The 25671-nt window shown below is 66.5% G+C and carries 23 protein-coding genes and 2 pseudogenes; 15 read left to right on the forward strand and 10 right to left on the reverse strand.

Features of this window, described 5'->3' with window-relative positions; translation table 11 throughout:
* Positions 1-151: 151 nt before the first annotated feature.
* Complete coding sequence (locus ACH4D3_RS32370; RefSeq protein ID WP_398329541.1) at positions 152-856, reverse strand: MIP/aquaporin family protein; 705 nt, start codon at positions 854-856, stop codon at positions 152-154.
* A 225-nt stretch (positions 857-1081) separates the two neighbouring features.
* Here ACH4D3_RS32370 and ACH4D3_RS32375 point away from each other — a divergent pair.
* The 5 genes and pseudogenes from ACH4D3_RS32375 to ACH4D3_RS32395 form a co-directional block, all read left to right on the forward strand.
* Positions 1082-1313, forward strand: a pseudogene (locus ACH4D3_RS32375) (IS256 family transposase); the annotation flags it as partial.
* A 407-nt stretch (positions 1314-1720) separates the two neighbouring features.
* Complete coding sequence (locus tag ACH4D3_RS32380; RefSeq protein ID WP_398329544.1) at positions 1721-2041, forward strand: hypothetical protein; 321 nt, start codon at positions 1721-1723, stop codon at positions 2039-2041.
* 1132 nt (positions 2042-3173) lie between these two features.
* Positions 3174-4208: a hypothetical protein gene (locus ACH4D3_RS32385; protein WP_398329547.1), complete on the forward strand. Its 1035-nt coding sequence runs from the start codon at positions 3174-3176 to the stop codon at positions 4206-4208.
* Between the two features lie 128 nt (positions 4209-4336).
* On the forward strand, positions 4337-5674 hold the full coding sequence (locus tag ACH4D3_RS32390) for a cytochrome P450 (protein ID WP_398329550.1): 1338 nt from the start codon (positions 4337-4339) through the stop codon (positions 5672-5674).
* An 81-nt stretch (positions 5675-5755) separates the two neighbouring features.
* On the forward strand, positions 5756-7105 hold the full coding sequence (locus ACH4D3_RS32395; protein WP_398329553.1) for a cytochrome P450: 1350 nt from the start codon (positions 5756-5758) through the stop codon (positions 7103-7105).
* 78 nt (positions 7106-7183) lie between these two features.
* Here ACH4D3_RS32395 and ACH4D3_RS32400 read toward each other — a convergent pair whose 3' ends face one another.
* Positions 7184-7417 (reverse strand): hypothetical protein, encoded by a 234-nt coding sequence (locus tag ACH4D3_RS32400; RefSeq protein WP_398329556.1) that lies wholly within the window; start codon positions 7415-7417, stop codon positions 7184-7186.
* 206 nt (positions 7418-7623) lie between these two features.
* Here ACH4D3_RS32400 and ACH4D3_RS32405 point away from each other — a divergent pair, with 206 nt between their 5' ends.
* Both ACH4D3_RS32405 and ACH4D3_RS32410 read left to right on the forward strand, forming a co-directional pair.
* Entirely contained in the window at positions 7624-8409 is a 786-nt protein-coding gene (locus ACH4D3_RS32405) for an SAM-dependent methyltransferase (RefSeq protein ID WP_398329559.1), read from the forward strand.
* Between the two features lie 340 nt (positions 8410-8749).
* Positions 8750-9634 carry a cyclase family protein gene (locus ACH4D3_RS32410; RefSeq protein WP_398329562.1) on the forward strand — a complete coding sequence of 295 codons (885 nt, stop codon included), beginning with the start codon at positions 8750-8752 and terminating at the stop codon, positions 9632-9634.
* Between the two features lie 69 nt (positions 9635-9703).
* Here the strand turns inward: ACH4D3_RS32410 and ACH4D3_RS32415 are convergent, their stop codons facing one another.
* From ACH4D3_RS32415 to ACH4D3_RS32425, 3 genes are read right to left on the reverse strand one after another with little or no spacing between them, the layout of a single operon-like run.
* The gene (locus ACH4D3_RS32415; RefSeq protein WP_398329566.1) at positions 9704-10582 is read right to left on the reverse strand and encodes an NAD(P)-dependent oxidoreductase; all 879 of its coding nucleotides are present in this window, start codon (positions 10580-10582) and stop codon (positions 9704-9706) included.
* A 49-nt stretch (positions 10583-10631) separates the two neighbouring features.
* Positions 10632-12191, reverse strand: a complete 1560-nt coding sequence (locus ACH4D3_RS32420; RefSeq protein ID WP_398329569.1) for an acetolactate synthase large subunit — start codon at positions 12189-12191, stop codon at positions 10632-10634.
* Positions 12192-12212: 21 nt separating this feature from the next.
* A complete protein-coding gene (locus tag ACH4D3_RS32425) occupies positions 12213-12404 on the reverse strand; it encodes a TauD/TfdA family dioxygenase (RefSeq protein ID WP_398329572.1) in 192 nt (63 codons plus the stop codon).
* Between the two features lie 132 nt (positions 12405-12536).
* Between ACH4D3_RS32425 and ACH4D3_RS32430 the strand changes: the two genes are divergently transcribed.
* The 5 genes from ACH4D3_RS32430 to ACH4D3_RS32450 all read left to right on the forward strand — a co-directional run bounded on the left by ACH4D3_RS32430 (position 12537) and on the right by ACH4D3_RS32450 (position 18865).
* Positions 12537-13970 carry an alpha/beta fold hydrolase gene (locus ACH4D3_RS32430; protein WP_398329575.1) on the forward strand — a complete coding sequence of 478 codons (1434 nt, stop codon included), beginning with the start codon at positions 12537-12539 and terminating at the stop codon, positions 13968-13970.
* 215 nt (positions 13971-14185) lie between these two features.
* On the forward strand, positions 14186-14620 hold the full coding sequence (locus ACH4D3_RS32435) for a VOC family protein (RefSeq protein WP_398329578.1): 435 nt from the start codon (positions 14186-14188) through the stop codon (positions 14618-14620).
* On the forward strand, positions 14617-15570 hold the full coding sequence (locus tag ACH4D3_RS32440; RefSeq protein WP_398329581.1) for a hypothetical protein: 954 nt from the start codon (positions 14617-14619) through the stop codon (positions 15568-15570). The genes ACH4D3_RS32435 and ACH4D3_RS32440 overlap by 4 nt, the downstream gene beginning before the upstream one ends.
* Before the next feature lie 429 nt (positions 15571-15999).
* Complete coding sequence (locus ACH4D3_RS32445; protein WP_398329584.1) at positions 16000-17043, forward strand: zinc-binding dehydrogenase; 1044 nt, start codon at positions 16000-16002, stop codon at positions 17041-17043.
* Between the two features lie 118 nt (positions 17044-17161).
* Complete coding sequence (locus ACH4D3_RS32450; RefSeq protein ID WP_398329587.1) at positions 17162-18865, forward strand: carbamoyltransferase N-terminal domain-containing protein; 1704 nt, start codon at positions 17162-17164, stop codon at positions 18863-18865.
* Between the two features lie 18 nt (positions 18866-18883).
* On the opposite strand, the gene ACH4D3_RS32455 is transcribed toward ACH4D3_RS32450, so the two are convergent.
* Positions 18884-19186, reverse strand: coding sequence for a putative leader peptide (locus ACH4D3_RS32455; RefSeq protein ID WP_398329590.1), 303 nt, complete (start codon positions 19184-19186; stop codon positions 18884-18886).
* Between the two features lie 283 nt (positions 19187-19469).
* Here ACH4D3_RS32455 and ACH4D3_RS32460 point away from each other — a divergent pair, with 283 nt between their 5' ends.
* Both ACH4D3_RS32460 and ACH4D3_RS32465 read left to right on the forward strand, forming a co-directional pair.
* Positions 19470-19847 (forward strand): TauD/TfdA family dioxygenase, encoded by a 378-nt coding sequence (locus tag ACH4D3_RS32460; protein WP_398329593.1) that lies wholly within the window; start codon positions 19470-19472, stop codon positions 19845-19847.
* 179 nt (positions 19848-20026) lie between these two features.
* On the forward strand, positions 20027-20242 hold the full coding sequence (locus tag ACH4D3_RS32465) for an MbtH family protein (RefSeq protein ID WP_398329596.1): 216 nt from the start codon (positions 20027-20029) through the stop codon (positions 20240-20242).
* 398 nt (positions 20243-20640) lie between these two features.
* On the opposite strand, the pseudogene ACH4D3_RS32470 reads toward ACH4D3_RS32465, so the two are convergent.
* A pseudogene (locus tag ACH4D3_RS32470) lies at positions 20641-21744 on the reverse strand (IS701 family transposase); the annotation flags it as partial.
* Positions 21745-21958: 214 nt separating this feature from the next.
* Here ACH4D3_RS32470 and ACH4D3_RS32475 point away from each other — a divergent pair.
* Entirely contained in the window at positions 21959-22879 is a 921-nt protein-coding gene (locus ACH4D3_RS32475) for an IS701 family transposase (RefSeq protein ID WP_398329599.1), read from the forward strand.
* A 225-nt stretch (positions 22880-23104) separates the two neighbouring features.
* Here the strand turns inward: ACH4D3_RS32475 and ACH4D3_RS32480 are convergent, their stop codons facing one another.
* The 3 genes from ACH4D3_RS32480 to ACH4D3_RS32490 all read right to left on the reverse strand — a co-directional run bounded on the left by ACH4D3_RS32480 (position 23105) and on the right by ACH4D3_RS32490 (position 25633).
* Entirely contained in the window at positions 23105-24256 is a 1152-nt protein-coding gene (locus ACH4D3_RS32480) for a PucR family transcriptional regulator (protein WP_398329602.1), read from the reverse strand.
* A 98-nt stretch (positions 24257-24354) separates the two neighbouring features.
* Positions 24355-24819, reverse strand: coding sequence for a MaoC family dehydratase (locus tag ACH4D3_RS32485; protein WP_398329605.1), 465 nt, complete (start codon positions 24817-24819; stop codon positions 24355-24357).
* Between the two features lie 4 nt (positions 24820-24823).
* Positions 24824-25633, reverse strand: a complete 810-nt coding sequence (locus ACH4D3_RS32490) for an SDR family NAD(P)-dependent oxidoreductase (protein ID WP_398329608.1) — start codon at positions 25631-25633, stop codon at positions 24824-24826.
* Positions 25634-25671: the final 38 nt, after the last annotated feature.

A 25671-nucleotide genomic window follows, 5' to 3' on the forward strand; every position in this document is an offset into this window, starting at 1 on the left:
GGGTGCGGGGCGCGTCCGTGGGCGACCGGGCAGCCGTCCGTCTCCTCGGTCTTCGCGTCGGTCACGATGGCGTCGTGGTTCTCGGACATGGGAGGGAAATCCTTCCGGGGGAATTCAGCTAGGAGATGGGCCAGTCGAAGACGGCGAGAGGTCAGGTCTGAGCAGGGGCTTCCGGGCCGGTGGCTTCGGTGTCGGGCACCGCCGTGTCTGGCTCTGTCCGTACCGTCTCGCGCTCATGAGGGTTGAGCGCGAGAAAGGCGAAGCCGGCAAGTGCACCGCCGACACCTTGAGCGATGAGATAGACCCACAGCGACGACCAGGAGAACAATCCGGCCACGGAACCTCCCACGGCCACAGCCGGGTTGAAAGCTCCTCCGGACACCCCTCCTACAGCCACCGCACCTACCAGGACAGTGAAACCGATGGCCAGGCCGTAGAAGGAATTCTGCGGGTGGTCGCTGCTGGTGGCGACGTTGAGGACGACGTAGGCCAGCATGAAGGTCACAAGTACCTCCGCCACGAGCGCCGCTCCGAGCTGGCGCCCCGACAACGAGACCGCTGTCGCCTCGTTCGGATCGACGACCCAACGCCCGACCAGTCCTCCCACTAACCCGCCCGCCAACTGCGCTGCCACGTAAGCCGTGGCCTCGCCACCCTTGATGCGGCCCCTCACGAGGACGCTGAGTGTGACAGCCGGATTGAAGTGAGCGCCAGAGACATGACCTCCGGCATACACCATCACCATGAGGGCCGCGCCTATGGCCAAGGGCGCGAGAGCGGCATTCGTCAGTACCGTCGCAGTGACAGTGAAAACCAGAAACAACGCGCCGATGAATTCAGCTACTGGTTTACGCAAAGTTCTCTCCTTCGAGGGCTGAGTGGTGGTGGGTACCGCCGCTGACGGACGATCAATGGAACGTGCAGCGTCCGTAACGCTGAACTGGCGGTTCCGACCAACACCCTAGGTAGCGGGTGAGAGATCTCTCAGCGGCCCAGCTCTTACGAAAGACTGACATCGCCCCTGTCTGGAGGAGCCCGGGACTGCAAATCGTTGCAACTCCCGATCATGGAGGATGCATTGATGACCAGTGAGAACGTGTCTGAGACCGAGGTCGTTGAGCCCGCGAAGGCTGGGCCGGCGAGGGCCGTGGCCGACCAGTTGATCGACGAACTGGTCGGCCGGGCCCAGGCCGAGGGCCTGCAGCTGACCGGTGAGGGCGGGCTGCTGCAGCAGCTGGCCGCGCCTGCGGGGGTCCGCCCTGGAAGGAAAGATCACCGACCCCCTCGGCTATGACAAGCACGATCCGGCAGGTTGCCGCAACATTCCTTGATCATTGTGGAGTGTTGATGGCGAGGGCGGGGACGCAAGCGCAGGCTGGAGCTCAAGGCCGAGTACTGGCGCGTTCTGGCGGCCGGGGTGGGCAGTTTCGAGGCGTGCAGGCGCCTTGGGATCGGGCGCAAGACTGGCTACCGGTGGAGGGCGGAGAACGGTGGCCTGCAACCGGACTGTCGTCCAGAGATCTCGCGTTCGGGGCGGACGCTCCAAGCTGTCCACTGATCCCGAGCTCAATGCAGAAGTCCAGGACAGGCGCAATCTGGAATGGAGCCCGGAGCAGATCGCCGCCCATCTCATGTCAAAGGCGGCTCGAGCAGGACTCTGACGAGGAAACTTCGCACTGGTCGGCCACTGAGAAAGCAGCGCCGCCGCTCCGACCGGCGCATGCCTGAGGTTCGTTGCACCCGCTGTCCTTATCGACCGCAGCCACCGGTCATCGAGCTCCGCGAGCGACTGGGCGACTGGGCGGGCGACCTCGTCGTCGGCGCCCGCAGCCAGTCCGCCGTCGCCACCCTCGCCGACCGACGAACTCGCTATCCCCATCTGGTCCCGCTGCCCGAACGGGCGCGCAGGAGCCTCACCTGGGACCAGGGCTCCGAGATGGCCCGCCATCACGGGCTCGCGCCCTACTTCACCGACGGAATCTTCTTCGCAGGCCCGCCAGTCCCTGGGAGCGAGGGACGAATGAGCACACGAACGGCTTGATCCGGCTGTACCTGTCCAAGCGTACAAATCTGTCCCTGCACACCGCGGACGAGCTCCGCTCCATCGAGCGCCGACTCAACAACCGGCCCCGCAAAAGACTGAGCCGGCAGACCCCCGCTCAGGAGGCGTGACAGCCACAGCCTTCCTCATCAGCGACCGAGGCGACTGCCCAAGTCGTCCGCTGGGCCTCATACGCCTGCTCAGCCGCCGCCAGCACGACCGTGGCAGCCGGATCGGCCTGCGGCAGCCTGGTCTGCTGAGACCGCACAGGGACAATCGCGCACTGAGGGCCGACCCATAGAAGACAGAACGGTCGGTATTGACACCATCGGCTCACACCTTCTAGATTAAGACTGAACGTTCTACCTCAGACATTCCAGGCGCATGTGGATACCGTGCCGCGGAACAGGGCTGAGGCTGCGCTCGGTGTGGCCACTGCTACCGCCCTGACGAGGGCAACTGACGAAGGATGTTGTCTTGTCCACCCCCCTCCAAATCCGGCCCTCGGCCCCACCCCTGACGCCTCACCGACTCCGCAAAGAGGTCGCAGGGTCTCCTGCGACTGTGGAGGACGGCCTCGCGCGCCGGTCACCGTCAGCCCCGCGCAGACGCGTCGACTTACCAGCGACGCCGCCGCATCTTGGCCGGCTGCCCACCCTCAACAGGGTCGCATCCGTCAGCAACTCCTAGATCGGCACTGTGGTGGGGTCGACTCTGCCGCCCGAACGCGGACACCAAGGACACGGTCAGCGCAGGCGCGTCCATCGAGACCGGCCCGAAGCAGACAACTTCGCCACTGACGCGGACGGGATCACAGCGCGGCCCGGACTGCTGCACTGCGGTCGGCCCACACCCATGCGGCCCCGTGGCCGCTGCCGCCGCATGGGGGCGCGTGCCTCTTGCGGCGCCTGGGAACTGTCAGCGCCCAGGTGTTCGTCCCATCCCGCCCGCCACTGCTGCCGGAGCGCGTCCGCGTGCGGCAAGGGCGCCTCGTCTCTCCACCCGTGATCATCAGCCCGCCCCACACCGCCATGTTCGTGATCGAGGGCGCTCACCGCAGCACCCGGTGAACGAAGCGAGGTGCACCGCTCTCTCGTGAGTTCCGTTTGCGCTTGGCCCATAGGAGGTTTCCATGCACAAACTTGCCGATCAAACTCCCGTCATCGGTGCGACTGGAGTTTCCCTGCCGTACGAGGTGCGAGTAAATCCGCACCTTGAGGTCTTGCACGAGGAGTGTGAGATCTGGGCCCGTGACATGGGGATGCTGCGTACAGCCCCCTCCCTGCCCGAGGGGGTCTGGAAGCCGGATCGACTGCGCATGATCGCCGTACCTGAGCTCGCGGCGAAGATTGCCCCCGATGCGAAAGCAGCCGACTTCGTCCTCATCAACCACGCGCTCGTCTGGATATTTGCCTACGACGACTACTTCACGTCGGCCTTCAAGAAGCATCATGACAGGAAAGGCGGTTGGGAATATGCTCGTAGGCTCTGCACTTTCATCCAGCCAGATCCCGGGCATCCCATTCCCGAGCCGACTGACGCAGTGGAGCGAGGGCTGGCCGACTTGTGGCCGCGGCTCGCACAAGGGCGATCCTTCAGCTGGCGTCGAGACTTCTCGCAGGCAATTCACGAATTCCTCACCGGAGCCGCTCTCGAATTGGAGAACATCTGTGATGATCGGGTGCCCGACCTGATCGAGTTCATCGGACTCAGGCGGCGGACATTTGCAGGCGGGACCGGAGCCTGCTTCGCGGCAATGGCCACAGGTGCAGAAATACCTGAAACTCTTCGCGAAACAGAGGTGGTCACCTCGCTGTTGGACGCCTTCATCGATGTCATGGCTCTGGGGAACGAGGCCGTCTCCTACGAAATGGAGATAAACGATGAAGGTGAGATCAACAATCTCATGCTGGTCCTGCGGGACATTTTCGGCGGCGGCCTGGAGCAGGCACACAAGATTGCCACCGGTCTTATCGAGGACCGGGTCCGACGCTTCGACCAATTGGTAGAGGTGAAACTGCCGCAAATTGCCGCGGAGGTGCGCCTGTCGCCTTCTGAGATCGAACAGATGAGGGTCTGGGTCCGGGGCGCCCAGAGCTACTTGTCCGGTCTGTACGACTGGTACGACAACACCCCACGCTACAGGGGCAACTTCCACGGCGCCTGAGTGGGCAGCGAATACGAGCACATCACTGAACGCTCCGCGCCCTCCCCCACATGCCGGTGCCCGACCGAGCTCCGGCCCGAGCAGGGCAGCCTCCAACTCATCCTGCTTCCTGAAAGGGAGATCAACCCATGTCCACTCCCCCGGCCGTCCCCCACCTCCCTCCGCCGGCACGAGGACGCCTCCCTGTGGTCGGGCACGCCCTGCAATTCGTTCGCGGACCACTGAAGGCTCTTCAGGACCTGCGCGATCAGGGTGACATCGTCGCCCTCCACCTGGGCACGCTGCCGATCTACGTCGTCAACTCGCCGAAGCTGCTGCACGACGTCCTCGTCACCGATGCCGGCTCCTACACCAAGGGCCGAATGTACGACAAGACACGACCTGTCGTCGGCAACGGAATCGCCACCTCGGAAGGCGCGTTCCATCATCGGCAGCGGCGCTTGATCACGCCCGCCTTCCATCGCTCCCGTCTGCGCCGCTACAGCGAGGCCATGCGGGAACAGGCCGAATCGGTCATCGCCGCCTGGGAGCCAGGGCAGCGCATCGCCGTCGACCGGGTCATGCACGAGTTGAGCGTGGGAACCACTGTGCGCACGCTGTTCGGCACCGACATCGACAACAGCACCATCGCCGAGATCGATGCGTGCGTGGGCGTCTTTCTCCGGCAGGTCATCGTGCGCACCATGACGCCAAATTTCGTCGAGCGTCTGCCCCTCACCGGCACTCGAAAGTTCGAAGCGGCACGTGAGCGACTCAAGGCCATCGTCGACACCATCGTCGACGAGCGTCTTCGCGCGGACGAGGAGCGAGACGACCTGCTGTCACTCCTCATCGCGGCACGCGACGAGGAAACCGATGAGCCGATGAGCCGCCAGCAGATCCACGACGAAGTGATCACCATGATGGTTGCCGGCGCGGACAGCACCGCCTACACGCTCTCCTGGCTCTTTTACGAACTCGGCCGCAACCCCGCCGTCGAGGCCCGCCTGCACGACGAGCTCGACGCTGTCCTCGACTCCCGCCCCGTCACCTTCGACGATCTTCCTCAACTCCAGTACACCCAGCGCCTGATCCAGGAAACACTCCGGCTCCACTCCGTCTCCTGGATCCAGATGCGCCGCACGATCAACCCCGTCAGGCTCGGCGCTACGCATCTGCCCGCGGGAGCGGAGATCTTGTTCAGCGCGACAACCATGCACCGCGACCCCGATCTCTACCCCGACCCCCTGCGCTTCGACCCGGACCGCTGGCTCGCACCGCCCCCGCGTGAGGCCTTCCAGCCCTTCAGCGCAGGCCCGCGCAAATGCCCAGGTGACCACTTCTCCCTCACTCAGCTGGCGATCAACGTCGCCACGATCGCCGCCACCTGGCGACTGGCCCCCGCCGCGCGCAGGAAGGTGAGAGAAGTCCCCGCAGCAGTACTCCGCCCGAACCACCTGCCCATGGTGGTACGGGCCAGGTCCTGAGACGCCCGAGCGCCCCCGGAGACCGAACTCGTCCGTCGCCAAGGCCACGTAGTCCCCGCGCGACCACATTCTGGAGCGATCATGAAGAACTTGCAATCGATCCCCACCGCGCCGAAGGCGCTGCCTCTGGTCGGTCATCTGATGCCCCTGTTGCGGAACCCGACCGCCTTCCTGTCGTCATTGCCCGCTTACGGCGACCTGGTCAAGGTCCGTCTAGGCCCATTCCCCCTCGTGGTTGTGTGTGATCCAGTTCTGACCCACCAGGTCCTGCTCGACGACCGCATCTTCGACAAGGGTGGCCCGATGTATGACCGGGCGCGGGAAGTGAGCGGCAACGGCATCGGCACCAGCATGCACGCCGAACACCGGCGGCTACGACGGCTCGTCCAGCCCTCGTTCCATCCGTTTCGGCTTCCCGGCTACGCGCAGACCATGACCGGCTATATCGATGAAGCGACCGCTTCATGGCAACCTGGGCAGGTTTTGGACGTGCCGGACGAGATGATGAGCATCACGTCCAAGATTGCGATTGCCACTCTGTTCTCCAACACACTGCCCCGGGACGAACTCGACCGTCTCCTCGATGCCGGCAAGACCCTCTTCGCCGGCTTCTACAAGCGCATGTTCCTGGTTCCGCCACTGGACCGGCTGCCCACCCCGGGCAACCGCGCCTACGCACGCGCCCGTGACAGCCTGCACGTCACATGCGGCCAGATCATCGCCCAGCGCCGTGCCGACGGCACCGACCATGACGACCTGCTGTCCGCTCTGCTTGCGGCCCGCGACGTCGAGACGGACGGGCAGGGCATGACGGATGAGGAGATCATCGACACGATCGTGGCCATCCTTCTGGCCGGGATCGAGACCACCGCCTCCGCTCTTGCCTGGGCGCTGGATCTCCTGGCCCAGCATCCGGAGGCCGAGCGCCGACTGCACGACGAGGTCGACACCGTCTTGGACGGCGCGCCAGCCACCCACGCCGACCTACCGCACCTGCAGTTCACCAACCGAGTGATCACCGAAACGCTTCGGCTGCGTCCACCCGCTTGGTTCTTCACTCGCACAGTCACCACTGACACTCGCTTGGGCGGGCACTTCCTACCCGCCAAAACCAGCGTGGCCTACAGCTCCTACATCATTCACCACCGGTCGGATCTCCACGACCAGCCGGAAGACTTCGACGTCGACCGATGGGATCCCGAGCACCCTCAGCCGCCCCGCAACTCCTTGATCCCGTTCGCTGCTGGGGCCCGCAAATGCCCTGGCGACAACTTCGCCATGGCAGAAGCCACTCTCGCCCTGGCGACCATCACCACCCGCTGGCGTCTGGAACACGCGCCGGGCGCCAAGAGGCGTCCCGCTCTGAGCATCACGCTGAGGCCCCGCAAACTGCCGATGCGTCTACGTCCTCGAGCCATGACCCCGAGCTGACGCCGGTGGGCTGAAGCGGACGCCTGGAGCCGCGGCACACAAGAGGAGGTGTCGGGGCGACCCTGGTCGGACCGATCCTCACGCATCGTGGTAAGCAGCGAAGCCGATGTCGGTCACATACTCGTACTGCCCCCACCTCGAGCCCGGGTCGGCGGCCGCCTCAGTGACCCACCCGTCATCCAGCGCCGCGTTGTCGTCGTTGGCCCATGCTTCGACCGTCAGGTCCCCGTCACGGACTTTGCGACTGCGGTACGACACCACCCACCAGCGGAACCGGTCGACCCGGGACTGGTCGAGCGGATGGAACTCCACCCGGGCTCCGCGCCTCCAGAGGCACCCCTAGAGGCCCATAGAAGCCTATAGAAGCCTATAGAGGCGAGTGATACATTAGACCGAACGTTCTCCCCCTCGATGAATTACGGCATACCTCATGGTTCGCGCGTCGCCCTGCGCTTAGCGAAAGGGCGGACGGCCTCCGGCCGCTGCGTTCGGACGTTTCCCATACGAAGGAGTTTCCCGTGAGCGCCCGTGTTCCCCATACTCACATCGACACCACCAAGCCTCATCCAGCACGCGTCTACGACTGGCTGCTGGGCGGGAAGGACAACTACCCCGTGGACCGGGGAGTTGGCCAGGAACTGCCCGAGGAGACACGGGGCAACGCGGCCCGAAACCGGGCGTTCATGCACCGTGCCGTCGCCTGGCTGGCGAAGAGCGGCATCGACCAGTTCCTCGACATCGGCTCCGGCATCCCCACCGAACCCAACATGCACCAGATCGTTCAGGCGATCGTACCCACCGCCCGAGTCGTCTACGTGGACAGTGACCCGAGCGTCCTGCCGCACGCGGATGCGTTGTTGACCAGCACGTCGGAGGGATTCACCGACTTCCTCCACGCGGATGCGCGTCAGCCTGCAGCCATCCTCGAACTCGCCGCCGAGAGGCTCGACTTCGAACGCCCCGTCGCGTTGTCGCTGCTGGCCATGCTGCACTTCCTGCCCGATGACGAGGACCCGTACAGCGTCGTGCGCACTTTGGTGAACGCACTTCCCTCAGGCAGTTACCTGGTCCTCTCACACGGCACGGTCGACCAGCACCCCGAGTGGGCGGGGAAGATCGAAGCCGCCTACGAGAAGGGTTCGATCCCGCTGCGGTTGCGCAGTCGCAGCGAGGTCGAACCCTTCTTCGAGGGCCTCGACCTCGTAGCGCCGGGCCTGGTCTTCGCCACCGAGTGGTATCAGGGTGAGCTGGCGCCGACCTCCGAGCGCAGCGGCCTCCACGTCGGCGTCGCCAGGGTTCCCTGACCGGTCCCGGACACGGGTGCCTCCCACCCGGAAGCGCCGTGCCCCGACGGAGCTTTGGGTGCCGCCCAGAGGTGACGATGCGGTCGTAGAGGCCGCGCATGCTGACCTCCGGGTTGGGCTGGTAGACCACCCTGAACCGGGCAGTCGGAAACACGGACTGCCACGGAATACCAACGGCGGGCAGTGATGCTGTTCAACTTGCCTATTGACCAGGCGAGTTTGCGGCCCACTCGCTCACCGGCATCCACGCTCTCCCGTTCCTGTGATGCGACAGGTTGACCACGAGGAGGCAGCTTTGCACGGGCCATTCAGGTCTGAGTGCGTAATGACGAGAGGACCCATGGGCATGGTCGATATGAGTGAGGCGGATCTGCCGGACAACTGGGGACGATGGGGAGCGGACGACGAACTCGGCACCCTCAACCTGATCACCGACGAGGTGCGTGCCAGGGCTGCCGCGGAGGCGCGGACCGGTCAGTGGGTGTCGCTGGCACAGCCGATCACGCCCAATGCGCTGTTCTCCAGCCCGTTCTCGCCCGAGACGGTCGACGCATCACCGGTGCAGCAGATGGTGTCCCACACCGGTGGACCGGTGGCATCCGATCTGTCGGTGGTTCACAGCCACCACTGGAAGTCGACGCACCTCGATGCGCTCGCACACTGGTCGACCGACGGCCAGATCTATCCGGGCCGCCCGAGGGAGCAGGTCGTCACCCCCGTCGGCATCACGCATGCCTCGACGGCTGCTTTCGCCGCCGGGATAGTGACACGTGGCGTCCTGCTCGACCTGGCCGTCGAAGGCCCCCTTCCCCCCGCCTACGCGGTGACATCGCACGACTTCGAGCAGGCCGAGAAGCGGCAGGGTGTCGAGGTGGACTCCGGTGACGCACTGGTGGTACGACTCGGCTGGACGGGACGCGGACACCCCGAAAAGCCGACTCCGGGAATCAGCATGGACGCGGTGAAATGGATGCACCGTCGGGGGGTCGCCATCGTCGCCCCGGACAGGGGCGACGCGCATCCTCCCCTGAACCCGGACGAACCCTCACCGCTGCATGGGGTGGCGCTCGGCCGGATGGCGATGCCGCTGATCGACGTGCCCCAACTGGATGACCTCGCGGCGTTGTGTGCGCGACTGAAACGCTACAGCTTCCTGCTCACCGTCGCCCCGCCGCGCATCCACGGTCTGACCGGCACACCGGTCAACCCCATCGCCATGTTCTGACCGAACGGTGAGCGGCACCCCTGGAGATCCTCGGGCACTTCCGCCCTGGCAACCCGGGGGCGGTCCGTCTCACGGGCGGAGCGCTGCCGTGAGGTTCTCGACCAGTTGGGTTTCCGCCCGCTTCACCGACTCAGTGGTCCGTGCCGCGTGGAGATCGTGCACGTCGATGCCCGGGACCCGTCGCACAGGGTCGCTGGCGGCGTGAGCCGCACACGAGTCCAGGGCCACGCGGCCCGCGCGGCCCGACTGCCAGGTGTGCAGGTCGCTCTCAGCCATGGGCAGGCCCAGTGTTGTCACGACGACGAAGGCGTCCCCGGGGATCAGACGCAGGTCCTGGAGCGTGACGACATGCCGGTAGGCCGGTGAGTGGAAGGACAGGCAGTCCGCGGAGCCGAGCACCTCGGCCAGCGGCGCCCAGCACGCATCGCACTCCGCCGTGGAGCGGGGAGTCGGCGTGTGGAAGAGGACCCGCATCCCCAGCGCGGCAGCGACCGCGGAGACGCGCCGAGCCACGGGTCCGTAGCCGATGAGCCCCAGGCGCCGCCCCGCCAGCTCCCCCGGCGTCTGCCCGCCGTGCCGTGCATGGGCGAGGAGCTGCTCGATCACGAACTCGACCGTGCCGATGTCGCCGTAGCCGTAGATGGGCGACACGGTGATGCCCTCGCGCCGCGTGTAGTCCAGGTCGACGCGATCGGTGGACGTGGCACGCAGACCCACGTACCGCAGGGCGGGCAGTTGGCTCAGGTGCCCGGCGTCGAGACGGTCCTTCCAGCCCGCCAGCAGGGCGTCCGTCCGCGCGAAGGACTCTCCCGTGTCCGAGTCCGGTGACGGCCACTGGGTCAGGTACAGCGGCGGCCTCTCGCTCAGCGGGCGCAGGGCGTCGATGAGGCCGGGGGACGGCCATACGCCGGGCAGGAGGGAGACCTGCCGGAACACGGGAGTAGGCACCGTTCTTCCTTCCTTTCGGGGGTGGCAGTGGTCGGGGCGGTCAGGGAGGTCAGGAACCGCCCGTCACGGGGGGCACCACCGCGTCGATGAGGTGCGGGCCCGGTTCCGCGACGGCCGCGCGCAGCTGACGGGTGAACTCCTCGGCCGTGCGGGCCCGCGTCGCCGATACACCCATGCCGTTCGCCATCGCCACGAAGTCGAGCCCCGGGATGTCGATGAACGACCGGCTGCGCCGCACGTCCTCGCCGTCGAACGCCCCGAGCCGCCGCAGCTCGGAGTCGAGGATCGCGTACGAGGCGTTGTTGAAGACGACCGTGGTCACCTCAAGGCCCTCGCGTGACTGCGTCCACAGCGACTGGAGGGTGTACATCGCGCTGCCGTCCGCCTCCAGATTGAGGACGGGACGGTCCGGGCATGCGACGGCCGCGCCCGTGGCGACCGGCATCCCCATGCCTATCGAACCGCCGGTGATGTTGAGCCAGTCGTGCACGGGCGCGCCAGCGGTGGCGCCCGGCAGCCACTGGTCGGACGTCATGGCCTCGTCGACGACGACGGCCCCCTCAGGCAGGAGCGCGCCGATGACGGCCGCGGCCTTCTCCGCGGTCAGCTCCCCGCTCGGCAGCCCCGGCCTGTCCGCGTCGGTGGCGAGCGGCGCGGTGCGGGGTGCCACCAGGTCGGCCAGGTATTCGAGAGCGCCGGGTGCGGCGCCGAGGTCGTGCACTTCGCACCCGGCCGGGATCAGCGTGCTCGGCTTGCCCGGATAGGCGAAGAACGAGACCGGCTCACGCGTGCCGGCCAGAACGAGATGCCGTGCCCCGGCGAGTCGTCGCTCCGCCAGATCCCTGGGATAGGGCAGCCGCTCGAAGCGCGCGAGGCCCGCCCCTCGCTCGTGCCGCGCCGGGGACTTCTCGGCCAGGACGTCGGCCCCGGTAGCCGCGGCGATACGGCTCGCCGCCGCCAAACCCGCGCGCCGCATGTTGCCGCCCCCGACGAATAGGAGGCACCCCTCGTTCTCGCGCAGGATCTTGGCGATCCGCTCCACCTCGGCCTCTTCGAACGACGGGGCCTGCGCCGCGGGTACGGGCACGGCGGCCCCGCCGTCCGACCAGCAGACGTCCGACGGCAGGACCAGCGTGGCGACGCCGCCCGGGAGGTAGCCGACCGGAGTCCGCGAGGCCCGGATGGCGTCGGCGGCGTCCTGCCCCGCGTCAGCGGAACGCTCAGTCCTGCGCACCCACGCCGACACCGTCCCGGCGATGCTCTCGATGTCGGAGTCCAAGGGCGCGTCGAACGGTTTGTGGTACGTCGCGTGGTCGCCCACCAGGTTGATCAGCGGCGTACCCGCGCGGCGGGCGTTGTGCAGGTTCGCGAGACCGTTGCCGAGGCCGGGCCCCAGGTGCAGCAGCGTCGAGGCGGGCCTGCCCGCCATCCGGCCGTACCCGTCGGCGGCGCCCGTCGCCACCCCCTCGAACAGACAGAGGACGCCGCGGATCTCCGGCGTCGAGACCATGCCTGCGACGAGGTGCATCTCGGAGGTGCCCGGATTGGTGAAACAGACGTCGATGCCACCGTGCACAAGGGTGTTGAGCACTGCTCGGGCGCCGTTCATGGTGGTGCCTGCCTTTCGGGGTCAGCCTGCGATCTGGACGCGCTCGATGTGCCGCTGCGGGTCCTCGAAGGCGTTGCGGGAGTGCGGCATCCGCCAGTTGTCCCAGACCGCGAGGTCCCTCTTCTCGTAGCGGATGGCGATGTGGTTCTCCTCGTAGAGGGCGCCGCCGCAGTCGATGAGACGCCGTGCCGACTCGTCGCCCTCGGGTATCACCAGATAGCCGGTCGAGTACCGGAGGATCGGCTCGCCGTCTCACTCCTCCAGGATTGGGTACTCCGCCGTGGGCAAAACGGCGCAGCGGGCGAGGCCCTCCGTGGACCTCCACTGGTACATGGTGTCGAGGGCGTGCTGCTGCTCGCCCGCGTCGAACTCTGCGAGCACGCGTTCCCGTCGAGCATCGTGGTCTCGCCACCGCACCCCTCGGCCGTTCTGGCCGTGGTTGACGTCGTCCATGCCGCGCTCGGAGTTTCACGTCCTCGTCCCGACGTGACCCGGGCCGTGGTCCAGGTCCGCGAAGACACCCCCGGCGACAAACGCCTCGTCGCCTACGTCGTGGCTCCGGGCAACCTGGACCCGCACGATCTGCGCGACCACGCCGCAAGCCGGCTCCCTCACTTCATGGTCCCAGCCGCGTTCGTCCAGATCGGCACACTACCGCTGACCCCGAACGGCAAACTCGACCGCAAGGCACTGCCCACCCCCGACTACACCGCGACCACCCGCCCCCGACGCGCCCCCCGCACCCCCCAGGAAGAGATCATCTGCAGCCACTTCGCAGACGTCCTCGGACTGGACAGCATCGGTGCCGACGACAATTTCTTCGAGCTCGGCGGACACTCACTGCTGGTCACCCGCCTACTCAGCCGACTCCGCACCGCCCTCGGCATCGACCTGCCGGTCCGAACCTTCTTCGAAGCACCCACCCCAGCCGCCCTCACCACCCATTCCATCGGCCAAGCAAGAGAATCCGCTGCCTACAGCCCGGTTCTTCCTCTCCGCATCGAGGGCGACAAGCCGGCGGTCTTTCTCATTCATCCCGGGAGTGGCCTGAGCTGGTCGTACCTGGGTCTGCTCAAACACATCAGCCGGGATCGTCCGGTGTACGCCATCCAAGCGCCGAAACTGACGGCGCATGACAGTACGCACGACAGCCTCCGATCGATGGCGCAGGACTACGCGGGACTAATCCAGGGGATCCAACCCCATGGCCCGTATCACGTGGTCGGCTGGTCCTTCGGTGGTCTCACGGCGCACCAGGTGGCCGTATGCCTACAGGAGCGGAAGTGTGAGGTAGGTCTTGTCGCCGTCCTTGACGGCTACCCGGTGCAACAGGAGAAGACCGCGTCGAAACTGACCGATCGCGTTCTGCTCAAGGCCGCGCTGTCGGCTCTCTGCGGCAGGGACATGAGCGACCGCGAGATGCCGTCGAACACCTCGACGGCGCTCGATCTAGTCCGGTCGTCCAGTCCGGTTTTCCACGATCTCGTGGACGACGAGATCATTAATATCCTGGCCGCTGCCGAAGAGAATATTCAACTCATGGAAGAACACCGCCCGGGATTGCTCCGCAGCGACATGACACTGTTTCGTGCCGCCCGCGACGGGGGCGAAATGGCCGCGGTTCGGAACGTGTGGCTGCCCCAGTTGAGCGGAAACCTGACCGTCGTGAATGTCGACTGCTCTCACTATCAGATGATGGCCCCGGAGCAGCTCTCCAGCATCGGCCCGGTCCTGAACGAGCAATTGCAGTCCTTCAATCGCCTGCGAAATGTGCCCTAGACGACCTGAAGAAGAACATAGAAAGCACCGTACGAACAGGGAAGAGTATGAGTACCGATCTCATGGGAGAGCCCGCCCCAACTTCTGGCGGTATCCAGGCCGCGAGTTCGGTCACCGCCACCAACCCCGCTCCCGGAGACACCTTCGCTCCCGCCCGGTCAGCCCGAAAGGATGATGCCGCTGTGGATCGTTCGAATCAACTCAGAATTCACCACGTGGGCGTGCAGACCGCAGATCTGGCCAACTGCCTCGGCTGGTACCAGGAGTTCTTCGACGCGGAGCAGAAGTGGGAACTCAGTCGCTTCTCCGACCTCACACTCAGCAGACTGCCGGGGATCCGCAAGCTGATCGAGGTCGCCATCGGAGACGTCCGTCTCCACCTCTTCGACCGCGCGGGACACAACGGCCGGACAGCCAACGAGGATGGATTCCTCTTCCAGCATCTGTGCGTCCAGGTGGCCACGCCGCAGGAGCTCGTCGACCGCCGTCGCCGGTGGGTCGAGATCTACAAATCGGGGCGCTACTCCTTTGCCCGATCGGAGATGCCGACCGAGATAGTCGTCGACGACGACGGCGTGCAGAGCCTCTATCTACTCGATGTCAACGGCCTTGAGTACGAACTCAGCTACGTACCGGAGGGTCACCGATGACGAGCACGAGCGACACCGCCCTTGTCGCCGGCCCACGCACCGCCGAGTGGGACTTCGGGGACTTCGCCTACGGCCTGGAACCACTCGCGATGCCGCCGGTCGGCCACGCGACCGTCTCGTCCGCCCGCGTCCCGAGCTTCCTGCCCCCCTGTGACTCCAACCTCGTCCTGTCCCGTCTGCGTCTCCTCGCGGGCGGTGAAGCGCCTGTTGATCCGGACCCGCGCGTGGGAGTCACCGATGAGCAGCTCTTCTGGTTCCGCTGGATCACGGGGCATCAGATCTCCTTTCTGATCTGGCGCTCAATGGGCGAGATCCTGGAACGGAGCGCGAAAGGAGAGATCCAGGACAGTGCGTCACTGGCACGTCTCGAAAGGTACGCGTACGGCTACAGCGCGATGCTCCTCTACACGGGGTCCTGTCCGATCGACCTCTACCAGAGCCTGATCAGACCGCGCATGTATCTCCAGCACCGTGGCTTCAGCGGTACATGGGCGTCGGACTTCGTCCCGGTACGCGGTCTGTTCCGAGGACAGGGTACGGCGGTCCGCGGAAACACCCCAGAAGCCGCCCGACTCGCCCGCGCCGTGAACATCCACAAGACCATCCACGACGGCGTCGCCGCGCGCCTCGTGCCCGGGGGCCAGTCCCTACTTCAGCAGAGCATGAGGGAGACCGTCGTCCGCCCCTCGGAGCGCACCGCAGTCCTGTACGACAACTTCTTCCTGACCCTGCGTGCGCCCGTGGACGGCTACGGCATTACCAGCCAACTCCTGCGTCGGCTGCAGGCGGTGGCATGGGATCTCAGTCGACAGGGTCTCTACCCGCGGGGGCACGGCGGCGACCGGCCCGAGGAGCTGCGCAGTGCCGAGGTGGCCCACTGCGAGAACCGCATCGGCTACATCCTGCACGAGGTCGGTGAGGCCGCCGTCACCCCCGCCCAGCTCTCGTAGCCGTGCGCCGGCTGACACCCTATGTCCGGACCGCGGCTCCGGCTCGCGGCGGTGAACTTCCTGACCGGCATCGGTTTCGGGATGTACGCCCGCGCCCTGTGCTTCCGCACGCCGCCCACCGGGGCGTGGTGTCGGTCGAGGGGCCGCCGAGGCCCCCACGGCCGCTGAGGTGGCGCGCCGGGTCCATGGTTGAGCCCGGCCAGGACGTCCGCCCGCTGCACTGGTCGGGGGACGGCTCCGTGTGGTCCTGGCGCGCGAGGAGAACAGTGCGGCCGCCCGCGCGCGGGACCGGCAGGCCGCGGAGTCATCGGGATACGTGCCACATCGTCCGAGCAGGAGCCCGCGACCGCGATGGGCCAACTATGCGCTGTGGCGGACGAGGTGCTCGATCCCTCCGCCCAACAGACGCCCAGCAGAGAGGACCGAAGCATGCGTGCCGCTGTCATCCACGCTCCGCACGACATACGGGTGGAGGAGGTGGCGGACCCGGTGATCCGGCAGCCCACCGACATCGTCGTGCGGGTTGTGCTCTCCTGCGTCTGCGGCACCGACCTGTGGGCGTATCGGGGCGTGGCCGAATTCGACCCGGGACAGCGCATCGGTCACGAGTTCATCGGCGTCGTCGAGGACATCGGCGCCGACGTCATGGGCTGCTCCGTCGGCGACCTGGTAGTAGTGCCGTTCGTCTGGTCGGACGGTGAGTGCGGCTACTGTGCCGAAGGGCTGACTACCTCGTGCGAACAGGGCGGCTTCTGGGGCACGAACGGATCGGACGGTGGCCAGGGCGAGGCCGTCCGGGTGCCCTGTGCCGACGGCACGGTCGTACGGCTCCCGAAGGAGGCGGTGTCGGACCGGCGGCTGCTCACTGCGCTTCTGACCTTGTCCGACGTGCTGGGAACCGGCCACCACGGCGCTGCCCGCGCGGGCGCGGGCACTGGCACAACGGTCGCCGTCGTGGGCGACGGCGCGGTCGGACTCTGCGGTGTGCTGGCCGCGAAGCGCTTGGGTGCCGAACGGATCATCGCGCTCGGCCGCCATCGCTCCCGTACGGACATCGCCAGGACCTTCGGCGCAACCGATGTCGTCACGGAGCGCGGGGAGGCAGCGGTCGAGGCCGTGCGGGAACTGACCCGCGGCCGGGGCGTGCCGGCAGTGATCGAAGCCGTGGGGACCGAACAGTCCATGTGGACGGCTGTGCAGATCGCGAGGGACGGTGGCTCGATCGGCTGCGTCGGTGTGCCACATGGCAGCGGCACGGGCTTCGACCTGAGCGATGTCTTCGAGCGGAACATCGCGTTGCGCGGCGGTGTCGCGCCGGTGCGGACCTACATCCCCGAGCTTCTGCCCGACGTGCTCGACGGGGTGATCGATCCGTCGCCGGTGTTCGACCGAGCCGTCGACCTGGCGGGAATCCCCGACGGCTACAAGGCCATGGAGGAGCGAACGGCCCTCAAGGTACTGATCAATTACTGAACTCCAGTAGCCCGAAAGCGTCGTCGGGTCGGCATGGATGCAGTCCGACGACGCATGACCATGTACACCCTGCAGGCACGCACAAGAAGGCTTACACGACTCGAAAGGCAGGACTACTGTGCTCATATGCGGCATCAAGGCGTCACACGACGGTGCGGTCGCGGTCATCGAAGATGGGCGGCTGCTGTTCAGCATCGAGGTGGAAAAGCTGGAAAACAGAGAACGCTACAGTTCTCTGGGTGATCTGCGACTGGTGACGGAGATCCTCACCGGGGAGGGGATTTCACCCGCCAGCGTAGACCAGTTCGTTATAGACGGCTGGTACACGAAGAATGCCGACGGTGCGCCCGCCGTCGATGTCCGTATTGGTGACCAGCCGGCACATCTGCGCGTCGCGCCCTACGTGGAGGCTGCCGGTGACGACGGGCCGCTGCAACGCCACACCTTCGAAGACCACGACTTCAACGGCACCGGCGGTTATGCGAGCTACACCCATGTGGCCAACCACCTTCTCGGTGCGTACTGTTCCAGTCCCTTCGCCGTCCGCGGGGAGGACGCACTCGTCCTGGTCTGGGACGGCGGCGTTGTGCCGCGGCTTTACCAGGTGCAGGCAGCCACCCGCAAAGTAACCATGGTGTCGACTCTGCTGCCCATCACGGGAAACAGTTTCGCGGACTTCAGCGCGCAGTTCGAACCCTTCCTGCAAAATCTCGACGGGCGCTCAGAGGAAGAGGAAGTGCGCATGCACCTCTCCATCGCGGGGAAGGCGATGGCGTACGCTGCGTTGGGCCGAATCGAGATGGACGCCTTCACTGTGCTCGACGACCTTGTCGCCGGAATTCCTGGCACCAGTTCGGACAACGCCAGCATACTGGGGGAGAAGGTGGCTTCGAATCGCAACGAACTCATGCCTGGTCTCTCCAACGCGGACATCATCGCCACCTATCAGGCTTACCTCGGTCACCGACTTCTTCAAAGCCTGAGCGCTGTTGTGGAACGCAGATTCCCAGGGAAGCGCCCCAACCTGGTGCTCGGCGGCGGGTGCGCGCTCAACATCAAGTGGAACACCATGATGCGCGCCAGTGGAGTCTTCCAGGAGATGTTCGTACCGCCCTTCCCCAATGACGCGGGAGCGGCGATCGGCACAGCCGCCTGCGAGATGTTCCGGCACGGGCGGACATCGCTCGAGTGGGATGTCTACAGCGGACCCGGCATCGCCGTCGGTGAGCTCCCCGGCGGGTGGCGGGCCGAGCCATACGACGAGCGGCAACTGGCCGGCCTCCTGCACACCGAAGGGGAGCCGGTGGTGGTGTTGTCCGGCCGCGGCGAGCTGGGCCCACGGGCCCTCGGCAACCGCAGCATTCTGGCACCGGCGACCGATCCCCGCATGAAGGACCGGCTCAATGCCATCAAGAACCGGGCTTCTTACAGGCCCGTCGCGCCGATCTGTCTCGAAGAACGCGCGGCAGAGGTCTTCGATCCCGGTGCGCCTGACCCCCACATGCTCTTCGAGCACCGGATGCGGCCCGGTTGGGCCGACCGTGTCCCCGCAGTCGTCCACCTGGACGGCTCTGCCCGGCTGCAGACTGTCCGCTCGACGCAGGACGTCGCCAGCGCCCGTGTCCTCGCCGCTTATGCGGAGATCAGTGGTGTGCCCGTCCTGTGCAACACCAGCGCGAACCTCGGAGGGCGGGGCTTCTTCCCCGACGTCGCGTCCGCCGCCAGGTGGGGTGGAACACGCTACATCTGGTCGGACGGGACGTTGTACAGCGATCTCGCAGCAGGTGAACGCGCGGATGGACCTGCGCGCGAAACGCGGTGACCTGTAAGCAGCCGTATCTCAACCGATCATGGAACGTGAGGGACGACCAGGGCCCGTGATGGGGTGGTTTTCCGGCTGCACGCGCATGAGGGCAGGGCCCTTCCGACGGCTCGGGGATGCGATTCCGACCGAGCAGCGCCAGGGGGCCCTGTTGTCACATGTGCACGTGATTGCGAATGTCGACACCAACGGCGTCCTGGATGCAGGGCCGGGGCGGGGAGAGGGGGATCGGGCCGCGACGCAACAGGAGGCGCTGGCGACGCGCGTGAGGTCGACATGACGTCGCCGCGTGAGTTCCAGTCGCATTCTCATGCCACACATCGTGGCAGCGTTCGTTCGTACGCGGCAGTCAGGGAAAACCCGACATGTCTCGCATCACGTACCCTTGAAACCCAGCCAGGCGGTCGGCCCTCCCGTGTACACGAGTTGCGCCGATAACGGATCGAAGGCGCAGCAGCGCTCTTCCACCCGAAGGCCACGCCCGGCTGAAGCCCACTCAGCGATTCTGGACCTCCCGCACGCAACCACGGCGTGGGCTTCGGCAAGGGTTGGCAGGCAACCTTCGAAACGGACAACCGTACGGAGGTCGAGGCGTTTCTCGACGATGCCGATGCCGAGTGGAGTTGGCGACCTGACGGCACGCCGAATCACGCAGCTGCGGCAGGCAACGCTGCAGCACCCGGTCACCGGCACTGAGGTGTGGTTCAGCCAGGCAGACCACTGGCACATCGCCGGGCTGGGTGAGGACAGGGCAGCGCTCGCAGAGATTCTGCCCGAGGAGGAACTGCCCCAGAACGCCTATTTCGCGGACGGCAGCTCTATCCCGTCCGACTACATCACCCATATTCAGGAAGTGGGGATGCGGAAGGGGGTGGACGTCGAATGGCAGGTCGGCGACCTGCTGTTGGTCGATAACATCGCGGTTGCCCATGGCCGCCGAACCTTCACCGGAGAGCGCAGAATCCTCGCCGCAATGGCGTAGGACAACGTCCGCCAGTCCCGAGCCGGCCGCAGGCAGGAGGGGCGTGGCACGTGGGTGTCGCAGCACAAGTCTACAGAATCCAAAGGTTCGCGCAGCCAGTTACAAACTGTCGCCAACGATTTCGCAGGGATGCGTACGTGACTTAAGCGGGCCGCCATTTCGGGAGGAAAGGGAAATATATGAGTAATCCGTTTGACGATGATAAGGGAACCTTCTCTGTGCTCCGCAACGAAGAGAAGCAGTACTCTCTGTGGCCGCACTTCGCCCCTGTGCCTGCAGGGTGGGAGGCGGTGCACGGGCCCGGCTCAAGGCAGGACATGATCGACTTTATCGAGGAGAGCTGGACTGACATTCGCCCGGCGAGTCTGCTTGCCCTCCGAGATCGGGATCAGTGACAACAGATAGTTCTCGATGTCAGTCGTTGGAGGGGCGGTCCGGCAAGACCGCCCCTGACGTGCCCGCAGCCAACTACACTCCCGACGACACCTCTGACCAGGTCAGAGATGCCGTCGGGTGGCGGGGGTGTAGCGGGACTCCGGTCGTGCGGGGGCGGTCTCACGGAGACCGCCCCTCGATCGTGCGACACCGCCGCAGGTAGTGACAGCGGCGGGCGGCTGCTTGGCGTCGGCGGCGCCAGTTCGACCAGCTCAGCGTGTGGTGTAGTCCCCGGTGTCCACTCAGGTGCGAGGGCTGGGCACGACAAGCTGCCAGGAGTCGCCGAACCTCCGCCACTGTGAGCCCGATGACCCCGGCTGTCCCACCTGGTCCGCCCCCTTTCCCAGGACTGGTGTGCCGTGGCGGCCAGGAAGGCGTGCGCGAGCATGGCCAGAGTGATGTGCCGATACCAGCCCACGTAGCGGCGGACCCCGTACTGGTCCAGGCCGCACTCGTTCTTCGCGGCCTGGAAGCACTCCTCGATCGCCCAGCGCGCCCCGGCAACCCGCACCAGTTCCTCGACGGTGACCTGAAGGGGTGCGTAAGCAAGGTAGTAAGCGATCTCGTCCGGCTTGCTGATGCTGCGCCGGGCCAGCGCCCACCGCATCCGGTGCGGGACCTCGCCCTGATAGTCGAACTCGGCGACGGCCGGCAGCCGCACCGCTGCCCAATGGTAGACGCGGGGCCCCTTCGCGCCGTCGCCGCACGAGAGCTTCTCCCACGCCTCGGCGGGTGCCTGCGCGAACAGGCCCTCGATCCGTGAACAGCCCACACTGAACTGGGACTTGGGGACGGCCAGTACGTAGCCGACACCCGACTGCTCCAGCAGCCGGCGGAAGCGGTTGTCCTGGCCGTAGGCGGAATCCGCGGTGACCCAGGCATTGGGCAGCCGCGAGGCCAGGGCCCGCAGCACCATGTGCCGGGCCAGTTCGTCCTTGGTGGCGAACTCCCGCTCGTCGGGGATCCTTGCGGCGCGGCAGCGTTCCCGGTCCTCAGTCCAGGACTTCGGAAGGTAGAGCTCCCGGTCGACCAGGGCCCTGCCGCGGGCAGAGGCGTAGGCGGCGAAAACGCCAATCTGGCAATTCTCGGTCCTGTCGGCGGTTCCGGAGTACTGGCGCTGGACCCCGGCCGAGGTGGTGCCCTTCTTGATGAACCCGGTGTCGTCGATGATCAGGACACCGTCGGCTTCGCCGAGCTTGGCGGCGACGTATTCCTGCAGGTCGTCGCGGATGTCATCAGGCTCCCACTTCGATCCGGCGAGGAGGTGCTGCAGGCCGTCAGGGGTGGAGTGGCCGGCCTGTTCCGCCAGCTGCCAGCTGTTCTTGCGGGCGACCGGGGCGAGCAGCCCGCGCACGTAGTCCCGCATGCGGCGGCGGAGCTCGACTCGGCCGAAGCGGTGCCCGATGGTCAGGAAGAGATCGTCCAGTTCGAGGTCCCACTGCGCAGCGGCAGACTCGGTGATCACCCTCGGAGGCTGCCCCGCCGCTGTCACTACCTGCGGCGGTGTCGCACGATCGAGGGGCGGTCTCCGTGAGACCGCCCCCGCACGACCGGAGTCCCGCTACACCCCCGCCACCCGGCGAAAAGACCAGGTCAGACAGCGAAATCCTGCTGGAGTACTAGTACTGCAACGGTGCTTGCCGTGACTGGTGGCCAGGCTGGTCGTTGGTGTGGTTATGGGTGGGGACCTTGCTGATGTCAGGTTGTGGGCGGGTGAACTGGAAGCTGTGCATGGGCGGTTCGTGCACCGTTTCAGCAGGTCGGAGCCCCGGGAGTCGGCACTGGCCTATATGCGGGGCCTGATCGCTCCGCTGCAGCGGAAGAACGGCTGGACGCTGGCGGAGGAAGCAGGCCACGCAGGCCCGGGCCGAATCCACCGGATGCTGAACCGGATCGAATGGGACGCCGACGAGGTGCTCGACGACGTGCGCCGGTACGTGGTCGACAACCTCGGCGACCCCGGTGCCGTCCTGGTCGTGGACGACACAGGTTTCCTGAAGAAGGGCACGCGGTCGGCGGGGGTGCAGCGCCAGTACTCCGGCACAGCCGGGCGGACGGAGAACTGCCAGGTCGGCGTCTTCCTCGCCTATGCCACCGACCGTGGGCGGACGCTGATCGACCGGCGACTGTATCTGCCCACCTCATGGACCGACGACCCGGAGAGATGCCGCCGGGCCGGCATCGGCGACGAGGTCGCCTTCGAGACCAAGGTGGCCATGGCCAAGGCAATGGTCCGCCGCGCGATCGCAGACAAGGTCCCGTTTCGGTGGGTGACCGCGGACGCCGCCTACGGCTTTTCCAAGGGCTGGCGGTCCGAGCTGGAGCGGGCGGACGTCTTCCACGTCATGGCCACCACCCGGCACGACACCGTGGTCACCCGCTGGGCGATCGACCATCCCGTCCACAGCGCCAAGCAGGAATGCGGCCTGGACGACTACCAGGTCCGCCGCCACCCCGGATGGCACCGCCACATGACCCTGGCCATGGCCGCCCACGCCTGCCTGACCGTCCTGCGAGCCCGCGAGCTGGATACCGGGAAAGCAGAAACGGATCCTCCCAGCTCATCCACCTCAGCCTCGCCGAGATACGAAAGCTGATCACCCGCCTCACCAACCGCCGGCCCACACCCGTCGAGCACATCCTGCACTGGTCGACCTGGCGCCGCCGAAGACAACACCAGGCCCGCACCAGCCACTACAAACGACGCGGACACATCCCCTGACCTGGCCACCAGTCACGGCAAGCACCGTTGCAGTACTGGCACCGGACACATCTCTACGAGTCGGCAAGACCGTCAGCATGAGCTCGACTTCGGCAGACCTTCAGGTCAGCTCCGCCGATGCCGGGCGCCTTGCCAGCTCTAGCGCCATGGAAAGCGCGATGACACTGTCGGTCTGGTTCAGGTCGACGTCGAGGGTGTCACTGAGTCGTCGGAGTCGGTAACGCAGCGAGTTGGGGTGCAGGTTGAGGGCAGCGGCGCAACGATCGACGTGTCGGTCCGATTCGAGATATGCCCCAAGCGTGGCAAGGAGATCCAGACCGAACTCGCCGAGCTCCAGCAGTGGATCGACGTATCGTGAGCGGAGATGCCGAGCAAGCGGTTCGATGGTGTCCACCGTCAGCCGCCACCCACATGTCTCAACGGTCGAGACTGCTTCGTCACGATCGGCGACGAGCAGTCTGCGCGCGATCTGGAGGGAGGCGGGCAGGTCCCCGAGCTGCACCAGATGCCCCACCGCGATGCTCAGTCCTTCGACCGCATGCGGAACGGCATCGACGACGTACCCGGTGACCATTCCGTCGACGACGCCGATGACGCTGCGGACGTTGGCCCTGGAGAGTGCCGTCTCCACCTTCAGTCGCGCCTCGTCGACGTCGCCCTCGCCCTCGGTGACGCGTGCCAGCAGGGCGCGGAAGGGCCCGTGCGCATCGGGCAGCCATTGGTCGAGGTCTGCCCGGGACACCTTCCCGTCGAGGACCGCACGCACGTGATCGTTGCGCAGTCGCGTCTCGCCTATCACGACCTCGACCGCGTAGCGCTGATGGGCCAGCACCGCCTGGGCAACGAACAGGTCGCTCAGTCCCCAGAGCAGACCGGTCCCCTTCATCAGCTCGTCCTGGGCGAGCCCGGCGTCCTTGGCGATGTCGACGAACTGCTCGAACGTCGCACTGATCGAAAGCCGGTAGCCTCGGATGATGTCTTCGATCGGGAGGCCCGCGCGCAGCCGCGCGATGGTGGTGGACTGCGCCTCCGCCATGTCCGCCGGCGCCGGCAACCGCCCGTACCGGACGGTCGCCGCTGCCCGCTCGACATTCAGCCGATGGGCCGCGCGCAGGGCATCGCACGGAATCTCCCGATACGATGCGATCTCGACGAGAGCCGTGTAGGCCCGGTCCCAGATCTGGTCCACGCTGGCATACAGCACCTCGGCGACCTCTTGGACCGTAGCCTTGGGCGGACGTGGGGCAGCCATACGTCCGATCCTAGACGCACCCCCGCTGCGGGACCGTGGCACCGCGAACCGCCCTGATTGGGCCGGACGGGCTGGATGGGCATCGTCTTCTCGGGGGCTCACGGGGGTGTGGCAGCCATGATCAGCAGCACGTCGGCGACCAGCGCCGGCTGATCGCTGCCCTCACGTTCGACCTCGAACCTGATCGTGGTCCGCGTGCCGTTACGGCCCTCGGCGGTGTCGGTGAGTGTCGCCGTTCCACGCAGGCGGGAGCCGACTGGGACCGGGGCGCAGAAGCGGACCTTGTCGGCACCGTAATGGACACTAGTCGCCAAGCCGTCGACCCGGTATATCTCCTCCGCGAAGGCGGCCAGCAGCGACAGCGTCAGATATCCGTGCGCGATCGTGGTGCCGAAGGGGCCTTGGGCCGCCCTCTGTGGATCGACGTGGATCCAATGGCGGTCCCCGGTCGCCTCGGCGAACCGGTCGATCTGCTCCTGTCTGACGGTGACCCAGCTGCTCGTACCGAGCTCCTCGCCCACGACGGAAGTAAATTCGTCGAGCGTGTCGAATACGCGGGTCATGATCTCAACGCCCGCTCACGAGAGTGATCCCACCATCGACGCGCAGTTCAACTCCCGTGACATACGCCGAGCGGTCGCTGGCGAGGAAGAGGGCAGCGTTGGCGACGTCCCACGCCTGCCCCATGCGCCCCATCGGCACCCGCCGCTCGCGCTCGCGCCACAGTTCCTCGGTGTCGGCACTGTCGTAGGCGTCGGTCAGTCCGGCCACGTTGGTCACCATCGGCGTCTTGATCAGTCCGGGGAGGATGGCGTTGACCCGCACGTTCCGCGCGGCGAACTCTGCCGCCGTGGTGCGCGTCAGGTGGTTGAGGGCGGCCTTGCTCGTGTAGTACGAGGCGGCGGCATAGCCCATCCACCGGACGCCGGCCAGCGAGGAGATGTTGACGATGCTGCCACCGCCGGCCTCGGCCATGTGCGGGATGACGTGCCGCATGGTGTTGAAGGCACCGGTCACATTCACCCGCATCACCCGCTCCCAGTCGGCCGGGTCCAGGTCCGTGACACCGCCGACCACGCCGATGCCGACGTTGTTGTCCAGGACATCGATGCGACCGTGCGCGGCGATGACCGAGTCGACGGCTCGCTCGACCTGGGCCAGGTCCGTGACGTCGAAGGCCACAGCGGATGCCGCGTGTCCTTCGTCCCTGATCAGCTGCGCCGTGTGTTCGGCCGACGACTCGTCGATGTCGGCGCAGACGACCTGCGCCCCTTCGCGGGCGAAGGCAATCGCAGTGGCCCGGCCGTTGCCGATGCCCTCATCGCCGTCGACGCCTGCGCCGACCACCAGGGCAACCTTGTTCTTCAGCTCATCCATGTCTTGGTCCTTCCCTCCGTCGCACCGTGGCTGTACGC

This window comes from Streptomyces sp. NPDC018026 (assembly GCF_044327745.1).
Classification (GTDB): Bacteria; Actinomycetota; Actinomycetes; order Streptomycetales; family Streptomycetaceae; genus Streptomyces; species Streptomyces rubrogriseus.

What these genes read in the sequence shown, in the direction of transcription:
- ACH4D3_RS32490 (WP_398329608.1), bottom strand. Translation starts at nt 25,633, where the DNA reads ATGGATGAGCTGAAGAACAAGGTTGCCCTGGTGGTCGGCGCAGGCGTC.
- ACH4D3_RS32385 (WP_398329547.1), top strand. Translation starts at nt 3,174, where the DNA reads ATGCACAAACTTGCCGATCAAACTCCCGTCATCGGTGCGACTGGAGTT.
- ACH4D3_RS32445 (WP_398329584.1), top strand. Translation starts at nt 16,000, where the DNA reads ATGCGTGCCGCTGTCATCCACGCTCCGCACGACATACGGGTGGAGGAG.
- ACH4D3_RS32410 (WP_398329562.1), top strand. Translation starts at nt 8,750, where the DNA reads ATGGGCATGGTCGATATGAGTGAGGCGGATCTGCCGGACAACTGGGGA.
- ACH4D3_RS32420 (WP_398329569.1), bottom strand. Translation starts at nt 12,191, where the DNA reads ATGAACGGCGCCCGAGCAGTGCTCAACACCCTTGTGCACGGTGGCATC.
- ACH4D3_RS32460 (WP_398329593.1), top strand. Translation starts at nt 19,470, where the DNA reads ATGCCGATGCCGAGTGGAGTTGGCGACCTGACGGCACGCCGAATCACG.
- ACH4D3_RS32465 (WP_398329596.1), top strand. Translation starts at nt 20,027, where the DNA reads ATGAGTAATCCGTTTGACGATGATAAGGGAACCTTCTCTGTGCTCCGC.
- ACH4D3_RS32390 (WP_398329550.1), top strand. Translation starts at nt 4,337, where the DNA reads ATGTCCACTCCCCCGGCCGTCCCCCACCTCCCTCCGCCGGCACGAGGA.
- ACH4D3_RS32380 (WP_398329544.1), top strand. Translation starts at nt 1,721, where the DNA reads ATGCCTGAGGTTCGTTGCACCCGCTGTCCTTATCGACCGCAGCCACCG.
- ACH4D3_RS32455 (WP_398329590.1), bottom strand. Translation starts at nt 19,186, where the DNA reads ATGTGTGGCATGAGAATGCGACTGGAACTCACGCGGCGACGTCATGTC.
- ACH4D3_RS32485 (WP_398329605.1), bottom strand. Translation starts at nt 24,819, where the DNA reads ATGACCCGCGTATTCGACACGCTCGACGAATTTACTTCCGTCGTGGGC.
- ACH4D3_RS32475 (WP_398329599.1), top strand. Translation starts at nt 21,959, where the DNA reads ATGGGTGGGGACCTTGCTGATGTCAGGTTGTGGGCGGGTGAACTGGAA.
- ACH4D3_RS32440 (WP_398329581.1), top strand. Translation starts at nt 14,617, where the DNA reads ATGACGAGCACGAGCGACACCGCCCTTGTCGCCGGCCCACGCACCGCC.
- ACH4D3_RS32395 (WP_398329553.1), top strand. Translation starts at nt 5,756, where the DNA reads ATGAAGAACTTGCAATCGATCCCCACCGCGCCGAAGGCGCTGCCTCTG.
- ACH4D3_RS32480 (WP_398329602.1), bottom strand. Translation starts at nt 24,256, where the DNA reads ATGGCTGCCCCACGTCCGCCCAAGGCTACGGTCCAAGAGGTCGCCGAG.